At 73.4% G+C, this 18,100-nt stretch carries 17 protein-coding genes and 1 pseudogene; 7 read left to right on the forward strand and 11 right to left on the reverse strand.

Features of this window, described 5'->3' with window-relative positions:
- Positions 1 to 62 precede the first annotated feature (62 nt).
- Complete coding sequence (locus tag EIZ62_RS19745) at positions 63 to 1,076, reverse strand: SGNH/GDSL hydrolase family protein (protein ID WP_208827987.1); 1,014 nt, start codon at positions 1,074 to 1,076, stop codon at positions 63 to 65.
- 104 nt (positions 1,077 to 1,180) lie between these two features.
- Here EIZ62_RS19745 and EIZ62_RS19750 point away from each other — a divergent pair, with 104 nt between their 5' ends.
- Positions 1,181 to 2,566 carry a cystathionine beta-synthase gene (locus EIZ62_RS19750; protein ID WP_156693976.1) on the forward strand — a complete coding sequence of 462 codons (1,386 nt, stop codon included), beginning with the start codon at positions 1,181 to 1,183 and terminating at the stop codon, positions 2,564 to 2,566.
- 293 nt (positions 2,567 to 2,859) lie between these two features.
- Here EIZ62_RS19750 and EIZ62_RS19755 read toward each other — a convergent pair whose 3' ends face one another.
- The gene (locus EIZ62_RS19755) at positions 2,860 to 3,279 is read right to left on the reverse strand and encodes a hypothetical protein (RefSeq protein WP_156693977.1); all 420 of its coding nucleotides are present in this window, start codon (positions 3,277 to 3,279) and stop codon (positions 2,860 to 2,862) included.
- A gap of 186 nt (positions 3,280 to 3,465) precedes the next feature.
- Here EIZ62_RS19755 and EIZ62_RS19760 point away from each other — a divergent pair, with 186 nt between their 5' ends.
- Positions 3,466 to 4,311: a MurR/RpiR family transcriptional regulator gene (locus EIZ62_RS19760; protein WP_156693978.1), complete on the forward strand. Its 846-nt coding sequence runs from the start codon at positions 3,466 to 3,468 to the stop codon at positions 4,309 to 4,311.
- Positions 4,312 to 4,463: 152 nt separating this feature from the next.
- Here the strand turns inward: EIZ62_RS19760 and EIZ62_RS19765 are convergent, their stop codons facing one another.
- Together EIZ62_RS19765 and EIZ62_RS19770 are read right to left on the reverse strand one after the other, a co-directional pair.
- Positions 4,464 to 4,688, reverse strand: coding sequence for a ferredoxin (locus EIZ62_RS19765; protein ID WP_156693979.1), 225 nt, complete (start codon positions 4,686 to 4,688; stop codon positions 4,464 to 4,466).
- The gene (locus EIZ62_RS19770) at positions 4,685 to 5,887 is read right to left on the reverse strand and encodes a cytochrome P450 (RefSeq protein ID WP_156693980.1); all 1,203 of its coding nucleotides are present in this window, start codon (positions 5,885 to 5,887) and stop codon (positions 4,685 to 4,687) included. The genes EIZ62_RS19765 and EIZ62_RS19770 overlap by 4 nt, the downstream gene beginning before the upstream one ends.
- Positions 5,888 to 6,006: 119 nt before the next feature.
- Here EIZ62_RS19770 and EIZ62_RS19775 point away from each other — a divergent pair, with 119 nt between their 5' ends.
- On the forward strand, positions 6,007 to 6,708 hold the full coding sequence (locus EIZ62_RS19775; RefSeq protein ID WP_244375820.1) for a TetR/AcrR family transcriptional regulator: 702 nt from the start codon (positions 6,007 to 6,009) through the stop codon (positions 6,706 to 6,708).
- A 72-nt stretch (positions 6,709 to 6,780) separates the two neighbouring features.
- On the opposite strand, the gene EIZ62_RS19780 is transcribed toward EIZ62_RS19775, so the two are convergent.
- The 7 genes and pseudogenes from EIZ62_RS19780 to EIZ62_RS19805 all read right to left on the reverse strand — a co-directional run bounded on the left by EIZ62_RS19780 (position 6,781) and on the right by EIZ62_RS19805 (position 12,269).
- On the reverse strand, positions 6,781 to 7,155 hold the full coding sequence (locus EIZ62_RS19780) for a hypothetical protein (RefSeq protein WP_156693981.1): 375 nt from the start codon (positions 7,153 to 7,155) through the stop codon (positions 6,781 to 6,783).
- Positions 7,156 to 7,160: 5 nt separating this feature from the next.
- Positions 7,161 to 7,688: a roadblock/LC7 domain-containing protein gene (locus tag EIZ62_RS19785; RefSeq protein ID WP_156693982.1), complete on the reverse strand. Its 528-nt coding sequence runs from the start codon at positions 7,686 to 7,688 to the stop codon at positions 7,161 to 7,163.
- 25 nt (positions 7,689 to 7,713) lie between these two features.
- Positions 7,714 to 8,592 carry a transcriptional regulator gene (locus EIZ62_RS19790; protein WP_425281833.1) on the reverse strand — a complete coding sequence of 293 codons (879 nt, stop codon included), beginning with the start codon at positions 8,590 to 8,592 and terminating at the stop codon, positions 7,714 to 7,716.
- Complete coding sequence (locus tag EIZ62_RS32965; protein WP_425281883.1) at positions 8,589 to 8,951, reverse strand: hypothetical protein; 363 nt, start codon at positions 8,949 to 8,951, stop codon at positions 8,589 to 8,591. Before EIZ62_RS32965 ends, EIZ62_RS19790 begins: the two co-directional genes overlap by 4 nt.
- 171 nt (positions 8,952 to 9,122) lie before the next feature.
- Positions 9,123 to 9,314: pseudogene (locus tag EIZ62_RS19795) on the reverse strand (roadblock/LC7 domain-containing protein); the annotation flags it as partial.
- 214 nt (positions 9,315 to 9,528) lie between these two features.
- Complete coding sequence (locus EIZ62_RS19800) at positions 9,529 to 10,908, reverse strand: APC family permease (protein WP_156693983.1); 1,380 nt, start codon at positions 10,906 to 10,908, stop codon at positions 9,529 to 9,531.
- 38 nt (positions 10,909 to 10,946) lie between these two features.
- Positions 10,947 to 12,269: a type III PLP-dependent enzyme domain-containing protein gene (locus EIZ62_RS19805; RefSeq protein ID WP_156693984.1), complete on the reverse strand. Its 1,323-nt coding sequence runs from the start codon at positions 12,267 to 12,269 to the stop codon at positions 10,947 to 10,949.
- 124 nt (positions 12,270 to 12,393) lie between these two features.
- Here EIZ62_RS19805 and hutU point away from each other — a divergent pair, with 124 nt between their 5' ends.
- The 4 genes from hutU (at position 12,394) to hutI (ending at position 18,039) form a co-directional block, all read left to right on the forward strand.
- Positions 12,394 to 14,073: a urocanate hydratase gene (hutU, locus tag EIZ62_RS19810; protein WP_156693985.1), complete on the forward strand. Its 1,680-nt coding sequence runs from the start codon at positions 12,394 to 12,396 to the stop codon at positions 14,071 to 14,073.
- A gap of 113 nt (positions 14,074 to 14,186) precedes the next feature.
- Positions 14,187 to 15,377: an allantoate amidohydrolase gene (locus EIZ62_RS19815; RefSeq protein WP_156696500.1), complete on the forward strand. Its 1,191-nt coding sequence runs from the start codon at positions 14,187 to 14,189 to the stop codon at positions 15,375 to 15,377.
- Positions 15,368 to 16,747, forward strand: coding sequence for a formimidoylglutamate deiminase (locus EIZ62_RS19820; protein ID WP_156693986.1), 1,380 nt, complete (start codon positions 15,368 to 15,370; stop codon positions 16,745 to 16,747). Before EIZ62_RS19815 ends, EIZ62_RS19820 begins: the two co-directional genes overlap by 10 nt.
- A gap of 44 nt (positions 16,748 to 16,791) precedes the next feature.
- Positions 16,792 to 18,039, forward strand: coding sequence for an imidazolonepropionase (gene hutI / locus EIZ62_RS19825; protein ID WP_156696501.1), 1,248 nt, complete (start codon positions 16,792 to 16,794; stop codon positions 18,037 to 18,039).
- Positions 18,040 to 18,100: the final 61 nt, after the last annotated feature.

Raw genomic sequence — 18,100 nt, forward strand, 5'->3', positions numbered from 1 at the left:
CCGGGGTGGGCCGGGACCCCGCCGGCGTCCCGCGCGGCCGGGCGCCCCGACCGCCGCGGGCGTCAGGCCGTGGAGCCGGGGTGGGGTTCGCCGAGGGGGGCGGGGTCCTGGACGGAGGGGAGGCGCCGGCGGCGGCGGTGCTTGAGGAGGGCCCATGGGGCGCGGGCGCCCGTGACCTCCGTACCGGCCTCCTCGGCCGCCTCCACTGCCGCCTTCGCGACCGGCAGCATGCCCTCCCGGCGGTCCGCCTCCAGCCGGTCCGTCTCCGGCCACACGCCCATCACGGCGCACAGCGTCGGCAGCACCGCCATCGCCGCCGTGGCATACCCCTCCGCCGAGGGGTGGTAGTTGTCGGCGCCGAACATCTCGCGCGGGTTCGCCGCGAACTCCGGCCCCAGGAGGTCGCCCAGCGACACCGTCCGGCCGCCCCCCTCCACGACCACGATCGTCTGCGCGGCGGCCAGCTGGCGCGACGCCCGCCGGGCCAGCCAGCGCAGCGGCTGGTAGACCGGCTCGATCGTGCCCAGGTCGGGGCAGGTGCCGACGACGACCTCCGTCCCCGCCGTCCGCAGCCGGCGCACGGCCGTCGACAGGTACCGGACGGACTGCGTGGGCGACATCCGGTGCGTCACGTCGTTCGCCCCGATCATGATCACGCACACGTCGGGAACCCGCCCCGGATGGGCCAGCAGCAGCGTGACCTGGCGCTCCAGGTCGTCCGAGCGGGCACCCGGCAGGGCGACGTTCCGCAGCTCCACCGGGCACTCCGCGACCGCCGCCAGCCCGGAGGCGAGCAGCGCGCCCGGCGTCTGGCCCGCCCGCCGCACGCCCTGACCCGCCGCCGTGGAATCACCCAGGAGGGCTAGCCGCAGCGGCGCCACGCCGCCGCCGTACCACCGCCCGTACAGTCCGTCCGCGCACGGCGGCAGCGGTGCCACCCCGCCGCCCACCGAACGTTTCGCCAGCTGCACCTCGGCCAGCAGCACCCCGACCGCCGCCGCTCCCAGCAGCCCGATGCCGCCGCCCCCGTACGCGGCGCCGGCGGCGATCCGCCGTGCCACTCTCGCCCTCGACATAGGTGCAGCCACCTCCTCGTTGCCGTACAAGAGCTAACTGCCCCGTACTCGACTCCGACTACGCATACGCTGGCGGGACCATTACGGAGACCCCGGAGATTACGGTGCAATACCACGACTCGATGATCAGCCTCGTCGGCAACACCCCGCTGGTGAAGCTCAACAGTGTGACCGAGGGCCTGCAGGCGACCGTCCTGGCCAAGGTCGAGTACTTCAACCCCGGCGGTTCGGTCAAGGACCGCATCGCCCTGCGCATGATCGAGGCGGCCGAGGAGAGCGGCGCCCTGAAGCCCGGCGGCACGATCGTCGAGCCCACGTCCGGCAACACGGGCGTCGGCCTCGCCATCGTGGCCCAGCAGAAGGGCTACAAGTGCGTCTTCGTCTGCCCCGACAAGGTCTCCACCGACAAGATCAACGTCCTGCGGGCGTACGGCGCCGAGGTCGTCGTCTGCCCCACGGCGGTGGACCCCGAGCACCCCGACTCGTACTACAACGTGTCCGACCGCCTCGTCCGTGAGACGCCGGGCGCCTGGAAGCCGGACCAGTACTCCAACCCGAACAACCCCCGTTCGCACTACGAGACCACCGGTCCCGAGCTGTGGGACCAGACCGACGGGAAGATCACCCACTTCGTGACCGGCGTCGGCACCGGCGGCACCATCTCCGGCACCGGCCGGTACCTGAAGGAGATCAGCGACGGCAAGGTCCGCGTCGTCGGTGCCGACCCGGAGGGATCCGTCTACTCCGGTGGCTCGGGCCGCCCCTACCTCGTCGAGGGCGTCGGCGAGGACTTCTGGCCCAGCGCCTACGACCGGACCGTCACCGACGAGATCGTCGCCGTGTCCGACAAGGACTCCTTCCAGATGACCCGCCGCCTCGCCAAGGAGGAGGGCCTCCTCGTCGGCGGCTCCTGCGGCATGGCCGTCGTCGCGGCGCTGCGGGTCGCCGAGGGCCTCGGCCCCGACGACGTCGTGGTCGTCCTCCTCCCGGACAGCGGCAAGGGCTACCTGTCGAAGATCTTCAACGACGAGTGGATGGCCGACTACGGCTTCCTGGAGGATTCCGGCCCGTCCGCCCGCGTCGGTGACGTCCTCCGTGACAAGGAGGGCGACATCCCCAAGCTCGTCCACATGCACCCCGAGGAGACGGTCGGCGAGGCCATCGAGGTCCTCCGGGAGTACGGCGTGTCCCAGATGCCCATCGTCAAGCCCGGCGCCGGTCACCCCGACGTCATGGCCGCCGAGGTCGTCGGGTCCGTCGTCGAACGCGAGCTGCTGGACGCCCTGTTCACCAAGCGCGCCTCCCTCGACGACCCGCTGGACAAGCACATGAGTGCGCCGCTGCCCCAGGTCGGCTCCGGCGAGCCGGTCGCCGACCTCATGTCCGTGCTCGGCACGGCCGACGCGGCGATCGTGCTGGTCGAGGGCAAGCCGACCGGTGTGGTGAGCCGTCAGGACCTGCTGTCGTTCCTCGCGAAGGACGGCAAGTAGCCACCGGGGCAACGGGTTTCGGGCTTCGGGGCTTCGGGGCTTCGTGCGATCGGTACGAGCACGACATGTAGTGGCAGCACGCGCTTAACGCGCACCGGGCAAGGTGGTCCTCGTCGGCGTCAAGGACTTCCGGAGCGGCTCCCGGGCCTCCACGGACGCCGCCGACGCGGGAACCGGCCCTGACCCGGAACCGCGTCCTCGCGGGGACCGCCGTCGTCCCGCCCCCCGGCAACGGGGGTGCGGCGGTCCCCGCGCCACACCTCCCGGCCGGCCCTCTGGGCGCCGCCCGTGGCTCAGACCCCGTCGGCACCGTCCCGGTGCAGCCGCCGCCGCGACACACCCCGCAGCGAGTGCGCCGTGTTCACCCCGACGATGCCCGCCCAGGTGACGGCCAGTCCCGCCAGACCGGCGTTCACGACGCTGATCGCCGAGAGGGGTATCGCGAGGACCATCGAGATGATGGCGAAGCCGAAGCGCTCACCGAAATGCTCCCCGGCCGGCCGGTCGCCGCCGGGGTGGGCGCCCCGGGCGACGATCATCTGCTGCTCGGCCACCTGCCGGCGGACCCGGCGGTCCACGGTGGCGTCCAGCCGCTGCTCCACCTTCTCCAGGAACGACTCGATCAGGGCCGACTCGTACTCCGTCCCCAGCTCGCGGCGGGCCTGGAGGGTGGCGTCGAGCTCCTTCTCGAGCTCCGTGTCACGGGGTTCCATGCCGACTACGGTACGGAGCCGGGGCCGCCGTGTCGCTGGGGATAACCCCCCTCTTCGTCCCCCTGGACACCCCCGCACCACCCTCGGCCCGCCCCGCCCCCCACGCGTGCCGCTTGCCCGCCTGCATATCGTCATGCAGAGTCTTGGGAGACTGAATATCCGGGTCGGGAACGAGGGGGACGGAACATGAGCGACAGCCCTGCCGCGCGGCTGCAGGCGCTCTTCGAGGGGCACCGGCTGACGCCCACGCAGCGCCGGATCGCCCACTCGATGGTGCGGCGCGCCGGCGACGTACCGTTCCTGTCCAGCGTGGAACTGGCCGAGCTGGCCGGGGTCAGCCAGCCGTCGGTGACCCGCTTCGCCGTGGCGCTCGGGTTCGACGGCTACCCGGCGCTGCGCAAGCACCTGCGCGAGGTGGCGCCCGCCGAGCCGGCCGCCGGCGCGCCGGGCGAGTCCTCGTACAACGAGTACCAGCAGGCCGTCCTGGGCGAGATCGAGAACCTGCGGCACCTCGCGGAACTCCTCGCCGACCCCGGTCCCGTGGAGCGCGCCGGTCGGCTCCTCGCCTCCTCCCGCCCGCTGCCCGTGTTGGGCCTGCGCGCCGCGTCCTCACAGGCGCGGGGCTTCGCCTACTTCGCGGCGAAGGTCCATCCGGACGTACGACTGCTCGACGAGGGCGGCACGATGCTCACCGACCGCGTCGACGCGGCCGTGCGCGCCGGTGCGACCGTGCTGCTGTGCTTCGCGCTGCCCCGGCACCCCCGGGAGGTGGTGGACGCCCTGGCGTACGCGCGCGATGCCGGGCTGACCGTCGTGACCGTCGCCGACTCCGCGTTCGCCCCGGTCGCCAAGCACAGCGACCTTCTGCTCCCGGCCGCGGTCGGCACCGGTCTCGCCTTCGACACCGCGTGCGCGCCCATGCTGCTCGGGCGGGTCCTGCTGGAGGCGATGTGCGACGGGCTGCCCGACGCCCAGGCCCGGCTGGAGGAATTCGACACGGCGGCGGCCTCGCGGGGCCTGTTCGTGGAGTAGCCCCCGCGCCGGGGATGACGGCCACGGCCGGCGTCCTGCGCGTACCGCATACGGCGTACCGAATACGGCGTACCGCATACCGCGTACCGCGTACCGCGTACCGCGTGCCTGGGCACCGGCCGCAGCCGTCCCTCGCCCCCGTCCGAGACGGGTCAGTGCCGGGGGCCCAGGGTGCGGGAGCCGTCGCGGACGACGATGGCCAGCGCCGGACAGGAGTCGGCGGCGTCCAGCGCGGTCTCGTCCTCGTCGATCTCCCGCGCCACCGGCTCGGCGTGGTCGCCGTCCAGCCGGTACAGGCCGGGGGCGAGCGCGGCACACATGCCGGACCCCATGCACAGCCCCCGGTCGACCTCCGTGGTCCAGGACACCCCGGTCACCACCCCACGGGCATCTCGCGCGGCCCCCGCACCAGCATCTGGTTCTTCCACACCACGTCACCGGCGAGGTGCAGCGAGGGGAAGCGGGTGATCAGGGCGCGCAGCGCCTCCTGGAGTTCGAGCCGGGCGAGCGGAGCACCGAGGCAGTGGTGTACGCCATGGCCGAAACCGAGGTGCTGGACACCGGCCCGGGTCACGTCGAGCCGGCCCGGAGCGCTGAACTTCAGCGCGTCCCGGTTGGCGGCCCCGACCGCGACGAGCACCGGCTCCCCGGCGCGCACCAGCGTGCCGCCCACCTCGACGTCCTCCTTGGCGTAGCGCGGGAAGGCGGCCCCGCTGCCCAGCGGCACGAAGCGCAGCAGCTCCTCGACCGCGCCGGCGACGAGTTCCGGCCGTTCCCGGAGCAGCGCCAGCTGGTCGGGGTGGTCCAGGAGCGCGTGGCAGAAGTTGGGGATCTGGCTCGCCGTCGTCTCGTGCCCGGCGACGAGGATGCCCACGCACAGGTCGACCAGTTCCAGCTCGGTCAGCCGGTCGCCCGTGTCCCGCGCGTCGATCAGGGCGGTCATCAGGTCCGGGCGGGGGTTCTTCCGGTGGTCCTCGATCAACCCGGCCATGTAGGCGCGCAGTTCCTCGCGGTTGCGGTCCGCCTCCTCGGCGCTCAGGGAGCTGGTCGACAGGGCGGCGTCGCTCCAGACCCGGAACCGGGGCCGGTCCTCCTCGGGCACGCCCAGCATGCGGCAGATGACGGCGACCGGGATGGGCAGCGCGTAGTGCTCGACGAGGTCGGCCGGCGGGCCCATGGCCTCCATTCCGTCGAGGAAGCCGTGCGCCAGGTCGCGCACCTGGGGGCGCAGCTTCTCCACCTGGTGCACCGTGAAGGCCTTGGCCACGAGCGTGCGCAGCCGGGTGTGCTCGGGCGGGTCCATGCTGAGGATGCCGGAGTCCTGCTGCGCCTCCGACTGGCGCGGTTCGTCGTGCGCCAGCGCCTCGGCCCGGCTGAAGCGGCGGTCACCGAGGACGAGGCGGGCGTCGGCGTACCGCGTGGCCAGCCAGGCGGGCTCGCCGTAGGCCATCCGTACGCGTAACAGCCCGGGGTGCTCCAGCGCCTCGGCGTAGGCGTCGGCCAGCCCCAGTCCCTCGGGTTCGTTGAACGGGTAGGTCAGCGGGGTCTGTTCCTGCGCGTCGTGCGTGGTCGTCACGGAAACCTCCACTGGTGTAAGCGGCTGCTTACCAACCTAGAGTTGGGCTCCCGGGCGGTCAACGGCGCCTCGCGCGGGTTCACTCGGCGGTGCGCCGGACGGACAGGTGGGGGTGGCAGGTGGCGGCCAGGCAGGCGGACGCCGAGGAGCGGGGCGGGACGTCGACGCGGGACCGGCTGCTCGAAGCGGCGTCCGCGCTGTTCGCCGAGCGCGGGTACGACCGGGCGACCGTACGGGACATCGCCGGCCGCGCCGGGGTCAACCAGGCGCTGTTGTTCCGGCACTTCGGCTCGAAGCGGGCCCTGTTCGGCGAGGTGGTGTCACGCGACGGCCGGGAGCAGCTGCGGAGCACCCCGGCGGAACGGCTCGTGGAGACGGTGCTGGCCGGCATGCTGACCCCGCCGGGCGCGGTCGACGACGGCGAGGACGTCGGTGACGTCGGTGACGGTGCGGGCGACGGTACCTGCCGTGGCGAAGGTGACTGCCGGGGCAATGGTGACCGCAGTGGCGCGGGTGCCGGGCGTTCGCTGGAGACCCTGCTGCGATCAGTGGGGGCGGGGGACGAGATCTCGGCGGCGGTCACCGGACTCGGTGACGACTACGCCCGGGCGCTGGCCGGTCTGAGCCGGGCCGACGACAGCTCGCTGCGCGGCGACCTCGCCCTGTCCTGGCTCGTCGGCATCGGCCTCATGCGCGTCGTCGTCGGCAGGAAGCCGCTGGCGGACGCGGACCCCGGCGAGGTCAGCCGCCTGGTGGTCTCCACGCTCGGCCACCTGCTGGAGGGCATGGCGCCCCCGGACCCCGGGGCGGAGCGCACCTAGCGCGTCCGGCGCACCTGGCGCCATGCGGCGGGCGACGCCGTACCGGCCGGGTACGGCGCCGCCGGGCACACGTCAGACGTCCAGCTCGGCCTCGATCTTCCGGAGCTGGTGACGGGCCATCGCCAGGTTCGCCCGCTGCTTGTCCAGCGCCAGGTACAGGAAGAGGCCGTTCTGGCCCCGCCCCTTGAGGAGCCGGATCAGGTGGTACTGCGTGCCCAGGGTGATCAGGATGTCCTCGATCTCCTCGTTGATGCCGAGCATCTCCATCGTGCGCACCTTGGCCCGTACGACGTCGGTGTTGCCGGCGGCGGCGACCGTCAGGTCGAGGTCCTTCCCGCCGCCGATCGTGCCGAGGGCCATGCCGCTGGTGTAGTCGACGAGGGCGGCGCCGATGGCACCGTCGATGACGGTGGTGGCTTCCTTGAGGGCGGTTTCGGTATTGGCCATGAGAGTCACGCTTCCTTCGGTTTGTGGGACGGGAGGGGTGGAATGGCTTGTGCGGCGGTCACCTGCCGCGGATCGCCCAGCGGGGTCCGCCGGTGCAGGGCGCCGTCGACCAGCTCCCCGATGCGGGCGCTGGACCGGCGGGCCTCCAGGTGGAGCCGGCCCACGTTGATCCGGGGCTCGGCCAGGAGGGTCAGGACGGCGGACTCGCCCGCCGCGTACGTGGCGACGTAGCCGTGCTCGCCGCGCACCAGCAGCTCGCGGAATCCGCCCTGCCCGGTGGCCTCCGTCAGCCGGAGCCCCACCCCGAGGGCGGCGGCGGTGAGCGCGGCGACGCCCTCTGCGGCGTCCGCGTCCGCCGTGTCCCGGGCCAGGACCAGGCCGTCGGCGCTGGCCGCGAGCGCCCCGGTCACCTGGGGCACGCGGGCCCGCAGGCGTCTGAGCTCGCCGAGCACCTCGGCTTCGGCCGCCGTCATCAGCTGTCTCCTCTCACTCCTCTCGCTTCTCCCGGCGCGCTGTCGCAGGGCGCGCCTCATGAGCGCGTACCGGGCGTACGGGCGGTCACAGATGGGCCTCCAGGGCGTCACGGAGCCGGCGGAGCAGGGCGATGTCCGGGTCGGGTGCGAAGCCGACGGGTTCGTAGGGAGCGGCGGCGGTCGTCCCGTACGCGACGGGCGTGAACGGATCCCGCGGTCCCGGATCCCGCGGTCCCGGATCTCGCGGTCCCGGGGTGTGCGGGCCCGGGCCGTGTGCGGCGGGGCCGCCCGGCAGCGGGCCGTGGACGGCCTGGTCGAGCGGGGGCGCGTACCGGGGGGCCGGCTCCGGAGGGGTCGTCACGAGCCCGGCCGCGGCGAGCCGCCGGATCTCCAGCAGCGTGTGGAAGGCCGGCCGGCCCAGCGCCCAGGCGAGCTGCGCGGGGGTGCGCGAGCCGTCGGCGTGGGCCAGCAGCGCGCGCTGCCGGGCGGTGACCGTCTGGCCGGGCGCCGCGGGCCGGGGGACGACGGGGGCGGCGTCGACGGCCGGGTAGGGCCACACGTTGTCGAGCAACTCCCGGCGGCGCAGCGTCTCCCGCTCCACCTCGGCGGCGGACACGGGACGTACGGCCGCCCGTACCGCGTGCGTTCCGTGCACCGTGCCGTACTGGAAGCGGGCCGGGCTCCGCCCGGGGGCGAGCGCGAAGAACGCCGCGTCGAACAGGGCGCCCAGGTGGCAGATCTCCAGCTCGCCGGCCGCGATCCGGCCGTGCCGCGGCTGTCGCCCGCCCGCCGTGAGCAGGACGTCCGGGCCGGGCGCCACCGGGCTCTCCGCGTGCACCACCCGCCCGTCGACGAGGTACAGCGTCCCGTGGTCCCGTACGAGCGCCCCGGTCGCGTGGTCGCGGGCGAGGCGCAGCAGCATCGGCGAGACGATCGCTCCGGCGGTACGCGTCCTCGTACTCATATCAGCACCAGCCGTTCGGCCAGCTCGCGCAGCCGCAGGCGGGCGAGGGCGAGGTTGCCGGTGGAGCGGTCCAGCCACAGGTGGAGGAAGACGCTGCTGTCGAACGTCGTCTCGACGAACCGCAGGACGTGGTAGCCGGTACGGGTCGTCACGATGACGTCCTCGACCGGCGGGGCCTTCGGGTCCACGCCGCCCCCGCCCGCCAGTACCGGGAGCAGGGACGAGCCGGCGGGGCCCGCGGGCGCCGGTGCCGCCGGGCTCTTCGCGGCCCCGGCCGCGGGAGCCTGCCGCCCCGCCGCCCCGCCGGGCGCGCCCGGTACGGGTACCGGGACCGGCGTCAGCCCCGGTACGGGGGGCAGCCCGGGTATGGGGGACGAGCCGGATATGGGCGCCGCTTCGGGCGACGACGCACGGGGCGGCGATGTGCCGGGCGACGACGTGCCAGGGGACGACGTGCCAGGCGACGTCGGGTCGGGCGACGTGCCGGGGGACGACGTGCCGGGCGACGTCATGTCGGGCGGCGACGCGTCGGGGGCGAACGACTCGTACTCCGCGGCCGCGCGCGCCAGTTCCGCCGTCTCCGCCGCCGTCGTCTCGTGGTCGCCCACCGGGGACTGGCCGGCCGTACCGAGGGCGAGGCCGCTGGTCCAGTCGACGAGAGCCGCACCCCGCGCGCCCGGCAGGCTCATCACTTCGCGCAGGCACTCGTCGATTCCGGGCACGCGGGCTCCCCTCCCAGTTCCCCGTTGCGCTGCAACTGCTGTGACCGCGAGGTTACGCAACGTTCGCTAGCCTGGTGGGAGTTCTGGCATTTTCCAAAGGAACATGCCCGGGAGGGGATAGGGTCGCCGGTTACCCCTCGTGGGGCCGGCCGGCGGCGGGACCGTCGGACCGGCCGGTTCCGAGGGGCAGATTACGGCGTGCCGTGCCCGCGGGTCAGGACTTCTCGCGCTCCGCCGGTGACTCCTCGCCGCGCGCCCGCATCACGAGCTTGTTGACCGCCCAGAGCCCGATGCCGATCGCCAGCAGCACGCCCGCCCGGATGTAGACGTCGGCGTCCCGGTCGGCGAGCGGGCTGGCGAGGATCAGGGCGGTGATCGCGCCGAGCACCGGCAGCACCGTCGGCGTACGGAAGTGCGGGTGGTCGACCCGGTCGCGGCGCAGGACCAGCACCGCGATGTTGACCACCGCGAAGACGCACAGCAGCAGGAAGGCCGTCGTGTCGCCCAGGCCCTCGATCTCGCCGGTCGAGACCAGCCCGACCGCCAGGAGCGATACGAACACGATGCCCGCGACGGGGGTGCGGCGCCCGGCGAGGACGCGGCCCATGGCGCGCGGCAGGATCCGCTCGTTGGCCATGCCGTAGCAGAGGCGCGAGGCCATCATGATGTTGATGAGCGCCGAGTTGGTGACGGCGAACAGCGCGATGAGGGCGAAGAGTTTGGGCGGGAAGTCGACGCCGCCGGCCTTGACGACCTCCAGCAGCGGGCCGCTCGACTCCTCCAGGACGCGGTAGTCGACCAGGAGGGACGAGACGAGCGCGACCAGGACGTAGATGGTGCCGGTGACGGCGACGCCGGTGAAGATCGCGCGGGGGAAGGTGCGGGCCGGGTCCCGGGTCTCCTCCGCCATGTTGACCGAGTCCTCGAAGCCGACGAACGCGAAGAAGCCGAGCGCGGTGGCCCCCAGGACGCTGGTGAGCAGCGCGTACCCGGTGCCGGTCGCCTGGAACTCGCCCAGCCGGGACGGCTCGCCCTCGCCCGTCAGCACCGCCCAGGCGCCGATGGAGAGGATGATCGCCAGGCCGGTGAGCTCGACCAGGGTGAGGACGACGTTCGTCTTCACGGACTCCGAGACGCCCCGCAGGTTGAGCGCGGCGAGGGCGAGGATGAAGAGGATCGCGACCAGCGTGGGCGGCACCGCTCCCTCGGTGAACTCGGACAGGTAGTCGCCGCTGAACGCGCGCGCGGCCGCGCTGGCGGACGACAGCCCGGAGCACATCACCATGAAGGCGACGATGAAGGTCAAGAACGGGACCTTGAAGGCCTTCTGGGTGTAGAGGGCCGCTCCGGCCGCCTTGGGGTACTTGCCGACGAGCTCGACGTACGACGCCGCCGTCAGGATCGCGACGACGAAGCCGATCACGAAGGGCAGCCAGAGCGCGCCGCCCACCTTCCCCGCCACGTTGCCGGTGGTGGCGTAGATCCCGGTGCCCAGGATGTCGCCGATGACGAAGAGGACGAGCAGCTTCGGTCCGATGACCCGCTTGAGGGGCGGCTCCCGGTGAGCCCCCGCGGGCTGTTCCGTGGTGGTCATGGAAGGGTTTTGCCCCCACCGGCGGGACAGATGCGCCCTCACTCCATGAGCAGCACGTCCGGGCGTCCGCCACCTGCCTCGGCGACGATCTCGGCCACGCCCTGCGGCGGGCGCACGGTCGCGAAGCGGACCTCTCCGTCGTCGCGCGCCACGAAGCCGTACACGCCGGGGCGGGTGAGCGAGTTGTAGGCGTAGTGGTGCGCGAAGTAGTAGGCGCCGGTGTCCAGCGCGGCCACGACGTCGCCCGGTTCGAGGAGCGGCAGCGGGCGGTTCACGGCCAGCAGGTCGCCGGCGAAACAGGCCGGCCCGGCCACGTCCTGGTCGACGGCCGGGCCGCCCGCCTTCGGCTGTCCCTTCGCGTCGTACGCGGCGATCCGCAGCGGCCAGGAGACCGGGTCGTAGACGGTGCGGGTGGCGACCTGGACACCCGCGTGGGTGACGGCGATGGGGCGGGCCCCGGACGTCTTGGTGTACTCGACGCGGGCGAGGACCGTGCCGTGCTTGGCGAGCAGCGACCGGCCGAACTCGGTGACCAGGCCGTACCGCCCGTCGAACAGCTCCGGCACTCCGTCGGCGAGAAGCCGGGCGTACTGCGCGAACGTCGGCGTCTCCTCGTCGGAGGCGAAGTTCACCGGCAGGCCGCCGCCGATGTCGAGGGTGTCGACCTGGCGGCGCCCGGCGGCCGCGTTGATCTCCTCGGCCAGCTCGTACACCTCCCTGATGCCGGTGACGAGGAGGGCGAGGGGCATTCCCTGCGAGCCGGAGTGGGTGTGCAGCCGGGTCAGCCAGGGACGGTCGAGGTACGCCCGGACGACGCGGGCGCGGGCGCCCTCGTCGCGCAGGGCGATGCCGAACTTGGAGGTGGCGGTGGCGGTGGACAGCGCGTCGATGGTGCCGCCGCCGATCTGCGGGTTGACCCGCAGCCCGAGCGGGGAGCGGGTGGGCGCCTGCTGGACGAGGGCGTCGAGGCGGGCCAGCTCCTGCGGGTTGTCGGCGTTGACGGCGATGCCGAGGGCGAGCGCCTCGCGCAGCTCGCCGGGCGTCTTGGCGGGGGAGTCGAGCACGATCCGGGCGGGGTCGACGCCCGCCGCCCGGGCCAGGGCCAGCTCGCCGGGGCTCGCGACCTCGGCGCCGATCCCCGCCTCGTACAGCAGGCGCAGGACCGGGACGAGCGGGCAGGCCTTGACGGCGAAGGCGTGCAGGACGGGCGCGTCGGTGACGGCCGCGAACGCGGCGCGCAGGGCGGCGGCGGAGGCGCGCACGCCGGCGATGTCGAGGAGGGCGGCGACGGGCTCGGTCTCGGAGAGGAGGTTCTGGTCGACGGCTGCTCGTACGGCTTGATCGCGTCGGTCTGAAGCCATGTTCTCCAGCCAATCACCCGGCGCCGGGCACCGCAGCCGTTGACTACATCTATTCAGGAGGTCAAGATGTGAATAACTGAATCTGCAACCGCAGCCGACCATCTGCGATCGAGGAGGCATCCCCATGTCAGGACCCCGCCCCGTACGGGCCCCGCGCGGTACGGAACTGAGCGCCCTGGGATGGCAGCAGGAAGCCGCGCTGCGGATGCTGCAGAACAACCTCGACCCCGAGGTCGCCGAGCACCCCGACAAGCTCGTCGTCTACGGCGGCACCGGCAAGGCCGCCCGCGACTGGCGCTCCTACGACGCCATGGTCCGTACGCTGCGCACCCTCAAGCAGGACGAGACCATGCTCGTCCAGTCCGGCCGCCCCGTCGGCGTCATGCAGACCCACGAGTGGGCGCCGCGCGTCCTGATCGCCAACTCCAACCTGGTCGGCGACTGGGCGAACTGGGAGGAGTTCCGCCGCCTGGAGCAGCTCGGCCTGACCATGTACGGCCAGATGACCGCCGGGTCCTGGATCTACATCGGTACGCAGGGCATCCTCCAGGGCACCTACGAGACCTTCGCCGCCGTCGCCGCAAAGCTGCATTCGATCGGTAAGGGAGGGGTCGGCGGCACGCTCGCCGGCACGATCACCCTCACCGCCGGCCTCGGCGGCATGGGCGGCGCCCAGCCGCTCGCCGTCACGATGAACGACGGCGTCGCGATCTGCGTCGACTGCGACCCGCGCGCCATCGACCGCCGCATCGAGCACCGCTACCTCGACGTCAGGGCCGACTCCCTCGACCACGCCCTCCAGCTGGCCGTCGAGGCCCGCGACGCCCGGCGCCCGCTCTCCATCGGGCTCCTCGGCAACGCCGCCGAGCTGCTGCCTCGGATGCTGGAGATGGGCGCCCCCATCGACATCGTCACCGACCAGACCTCCGCCCACGACCCCCTCTCCTACCTGCCGCTCGGCGTCGACTTCGACGACATGGCCTCCTACGCGGCCGAGAAGCCCGCCGACTTCACCCAGCGCGCCCGCGAGTCGATGGCCCGCCACGTGGAGGCCATGGTCGGCTTCATGGACGCGGGCGCCGAGGTCTTCGACTACGGCAACTCCATCCGCGGCGAGGCACAGCTCGCCGGCTACGACCGGGCGTTCGACTTCCCCGGCTTCGTACCCGCCTACATCCGCCCCCTGTTCTGCGAGGGCAAGGGCCCCTTCCGGTGGGCCGCCCTGTCCGGCGACGCCGCCGACATCCACAAGACCGACCGGGCCATGCTGGACCTCTTCCCCGAGAACGAGTCCCTGGCCCGCTGGATCAAGATGGCCGGCGAACGCGTCCACTTCCAGGGCCTGCCCGCCCGCATCTGCTGGCTGGGCTACGGCGAACGCGACCGCGCGGGCGAGCGCTTCAACGACATGGTCGCCTCCGGCGAACTGGCCGCCCCCCTCGCCATCGGCCGCGACCACCTCGACTGCGGCTCCGTCGCCTCCCCGTACCGCGAGACCGAGGCCATGCTCGACGGCTCCGACGCCATCGCCGACTGGCCGCTCCTCAACGCCATGGTGAACGTCGCCTCCGGTGCCTCCTGGGTCTCCATCCACCACGGCGGCGGCGTCGGCATGGGCCGCTCCATCCACGCCGGCCAGGTCACCGTCGCCGACGGCACCCCGCTCGCGGGCGAGAAGATCCGCCGCGTCCTCACCAACGACCCGGGCATGGGCGTCATCCGCCACGTCGACGCCGGCTACGACATCGCCGACTCCGTCGCCGGCGAGCGCGGCGTCCGCGTCCCCATGCGGGAGGAGTCGTGAGCGCCGCGGAACGGGCCGGCACCGCGCGCGACCACCGGGATGCGCCCGCCGGTACGCCCGCCGGTGAACGCGCACCCGCACCCGCGGCCGCCGGGGGTGCCTCGTTCCACGCCATGTGGGCCGACCTCGCCCCCATCGGCCGCGACGCGACCACCCGCGGCTACCGCCGCTACGCCTGGACCGGCGCCGACGCCGACTGCCGCACCTGGTTCCAGGAACAGGCCGAGGCACGCGGACTCACCTACGAGACCGACCGCAACGGCAACCAGTGGGCCTGGCTCGGCGACCCCCTCGGTGAGGACGCCGTCGTCACCGGCTCACACCTCGACTCCGTCCCCGACGGCGGCGCCTTCGACGGCCCGCTCGGCGTCGTCTCCTCCTTCGCCGCGCTCGACGAACTCCGCCACAGGGGAGTGGAGTTCCGCCGGCCGCTGGCCATCACCAACTTCGGTGACGAGGAGGGCGCCCGCTTCGGCCTCGCCTGCGTCGGCTCCCGGCTCGCGGCCGGACAGCTGACCAAGGCGGCGGCGCACGAGCTGCGCGACGGCGACGGGACCACCCTCCCCCAGGCGATGGAGGCCGCCGGATACGACCCCGACGCCATCGGCCCGGACCCGCAACGCCTCGCCCGCATCGGCGCGTTCGTCGAACTCCACGTCGAGCAGGGGCGCGCCCTGGACCTCACGGGCGACGCCGTCGGTATCGCCTCCGCCATCTGGCCCCACGGCCGCTGGCGGTACGACTTCCACGGCGAGGCCAACCACGCCGGCACCACCCGCCTCGTCGACCGGCGCGACCCGATGCTGACGTACGCCGAGACCGTCCTCGCCGCCCGCCGCGAGGCGGAACTGGCGGGAGCCGTCGCCACCTTCGGCAAGATCTCCGTCGAACCGAACGGCGTCAACGCCATCCCGTCGCTCGTACGCGGCTGGCTCGACTCCCGCGCCGCCGACCAGACCACCCTGGACACGGTCGTCACGGCCATCGAGGCCGCCGCCCACGAGGCGGCCACCCGCCACGGCATCGACCTCACCGTCGTCCGCGAGTCGTTCACCCCCGTCGTCGAGTTCGAACACGCCCTGCGGGACGAACTCGCCAAGATCCTCGGCGGCCAGGTCCCCGTCCTCGGCACCGGCGCCGGCCACGACGCGGGCATCCTCTCGGCCGCCGTCCCCACCGCCATGCTCTTCGTCCGCAACCCCACGGGCGTCTCCCACTCCCCGGCCGAATTCGCGGCCGAGGACGACTGCCTGGCCGGCGTCCACGCCCTCGCCGACGTACTGGAGGGCCTCGCATGCCGCTGACCCCCGCGCCGCCGGCCCCCGCGCCGCCGGCCCACGCGCCCCTCACCTACTGGTGCGAACACGCCTGGCTCGGCACCAACGTCGAGCCGGGCACCGCCCTCGACGTGACCGACGGCCGCATCACCGCCGTACGCACCGGCGTCACCACCCCGCCGCCCGGCGCTGTTACCCTGCGCGGCCTCACCCTCCCGGGTCTCGCCAACGCCCACAGCCACGCCTTCCACCGGGCGCTGCGCGGCACCGTCCAGGTCGGCTCCGGCACCTTCTGGACCTGGCGCGAGGTCATGTACCAGGTCGCCTCCCGTCTCGACCCCGACAGCTACTTCGCCCTCGCCCGCGCCGTGTACGCCGAGATGGCGCTGGCCGGCATCACGGCCGTCGGCGAGTTCCACTACCTCCACCACGCGCCCGGCGGCACCCCCTACGCCGACCCCAGCGCCATGGGTGAGGCGCTGATCGCGGCCGCCGCCGAGGCCGGCATCCGCATCACGCTGCTCGACACGGCCTACCTGTCCTCCGGCTTCGGCGCCGCCCCCGACCGGCACCAGCTGCGCTTCAGCGACGGCACGGCCGAGGCGTGGGCCGAACGCGCGTCCCTCCTCAAGGACCGCGACGGCGTCCGGATCGGCGCGGCCATCCACTCCGTACGCGCCGTCCCCGCCGACCAGTTGGGCACCGTCGCCCAGTGGGCCGCCGACCGCGGGGCGCCGCTGCACGTCCACCTCTCCGAACAGACGGCGGAGAACGACGCCTGCCTGGCCGCCCACGGCCGCACCCCCACCCGGCTGCTCGCCGACCACGGTGTCCTCGGCCCCCGCACCACCGGCGTCCACAACACCCACCTCACCGAGGAGGACATCGCCCTGCTCGGCGGCTCCGGCACCGGCACCTGCATGTGCCCGACCACCGAACGCGACCTCGCGGACGGCATCGGCCCGGCCGTCGCCCTCCAGCGGGCCGGCTCGCCCCTGTCGCTGGGCAGCGACAGCCACGCCGTGATCGACCTCCTCGAAGAGGCGCGGGCGATGGAGCTCGACGAACGCCTCCGTTCCCGCACGCGCGGCCATTGGACGGCCGCCGCGCTGCTGCACGCCGCCACCGCCGACGGGCATGCCGCCCTCGGCCGCCCGGACGCGGGCCGCCTGGAGACCGGGGCGCTCGCCGACTTCACGACGATCGCCCTCGACACGGTCAGGACAGCGGGACCGGTACCGCGTCTGGCAGCTGAGACAGCGGTATTCGCCGCGTCGGCAGCGGATGTGCGCCACACGGTCGTGGGCGGACGCCACGTCGTCCGGGACGGACACCACGCCCGGATCCCCGACGTGCCCCGAGCCCTCGCGGACTCGATTGCCGCGCTGTACCACTGAACCCGCTGAACCCGCTGAAGGAGACATCCCTCACCATGAACAGCATCAACAGCGGCCCCGACACGACGAACAACCCCCCGGCGACGGCCGCCCCCGCGACCGCGAACAACACCGTCGCGGCGACGGCCACCGTCATCACCAACATCGCCAGCCTGGTCACCAACGACCCCTCCTACGGTGACAATTCCCCCCTCGGACTGATCCGGGACGCGGCCGTCGTCATCGACGGCGACCACGTCTCCTGGATCGGTGCATCAAGCAAAGCACCCGCCACTGACAACCGGGTCGACGCCGGCGGCCGGGCCGTGATCCCCGGATTCGTCGACTCCCACTCCCACCTCGTCTTCGCCGGCGACCGCACCGCCGAGTTCAACGCCCGCATGTCCGGCCAGGCGTACGCCGCCGGCGGCATCCGCACCACCGTCGCCGCGACCCGCGCCGCCACCGACGAGGTACTCGAGGCCAACGTCACCCACTACCTGCGCGAGGCGCTGCGCCAGGGCACCACGACCTTCGAGACCAAGTCCGGCTACGGCCTCACCGTCGAGGACGAGGCCCGTGCGCTGCGCATCGCCGCCCGCCACACCGACGAGGTCACCTACCTCGGCGCGCACATCGTGTCGCCCGACTACGCCGACGACCCGGCCGGCTACGTCTCCCTCGTCACCGGCGAGATGCTCGACGCCTGCGCCCCGCACGCCCGCTGGATCGACGTCTTCTGCGAGAAGGGCGCCTTCGACGGCGACCAGGCCCGCGCGATCCTGACCGCCGGCAAGGCGCGCGGCCTGCACCCCCGCATCCACGCCAACCAGCTGTCGTACGGGCCCGGCGTCCAGCTCGCGGTCGAACTCGACGCGGCGTCCGCCGACCACTGCACGCACCTCACCCAGGCGGACGTCGACGCCCTCGCGAGCGGCGACACGGTCGCCACCCTGCTGCCCGGCGCCGAGTTCTCCACCCGCGCCGAGTGGCCCGACGCCCGCCGCCTCCTCGACGCGGGCGTCACGGTCGCCCTCTCCACCGACTGCAACCCGGGCTCGTCGTTCACGTCCTCCGTGCCGTTCTGCATCGCCCTGGCCGTACGCGACATGGGGATGACGCCCGACGAAGCCCTCTGGTCCGCCACGGCCGGCGGCGCCACCGCCCTCCGCCGCACCGACATCGGCCGCCTCACCCCCGGCGCCCGCGCCGACCTCACCCTCCTGGACGCCCCCTCCCACGTCCACCTCGCCTACCGCCCGGGCGTCCCCCTGGTCGCAGGGGTGTGGCGCCGGGGTGAGCGGGTCGTCTGAACGTCTCGGGCGTATCCGTAACCCAGGAACACCGAAGACCCCCGGGCTCCGGGGGTCTTCG

Source organism: Streptomyces ficellus, assembly GCF_009739905.1.
Lineage (GTDB): Bacteria > Actinomycetota > Actinomycetes > Streptomycetales > Streptomycetaceae > Streptomyces > Streptomyces ficellus_A.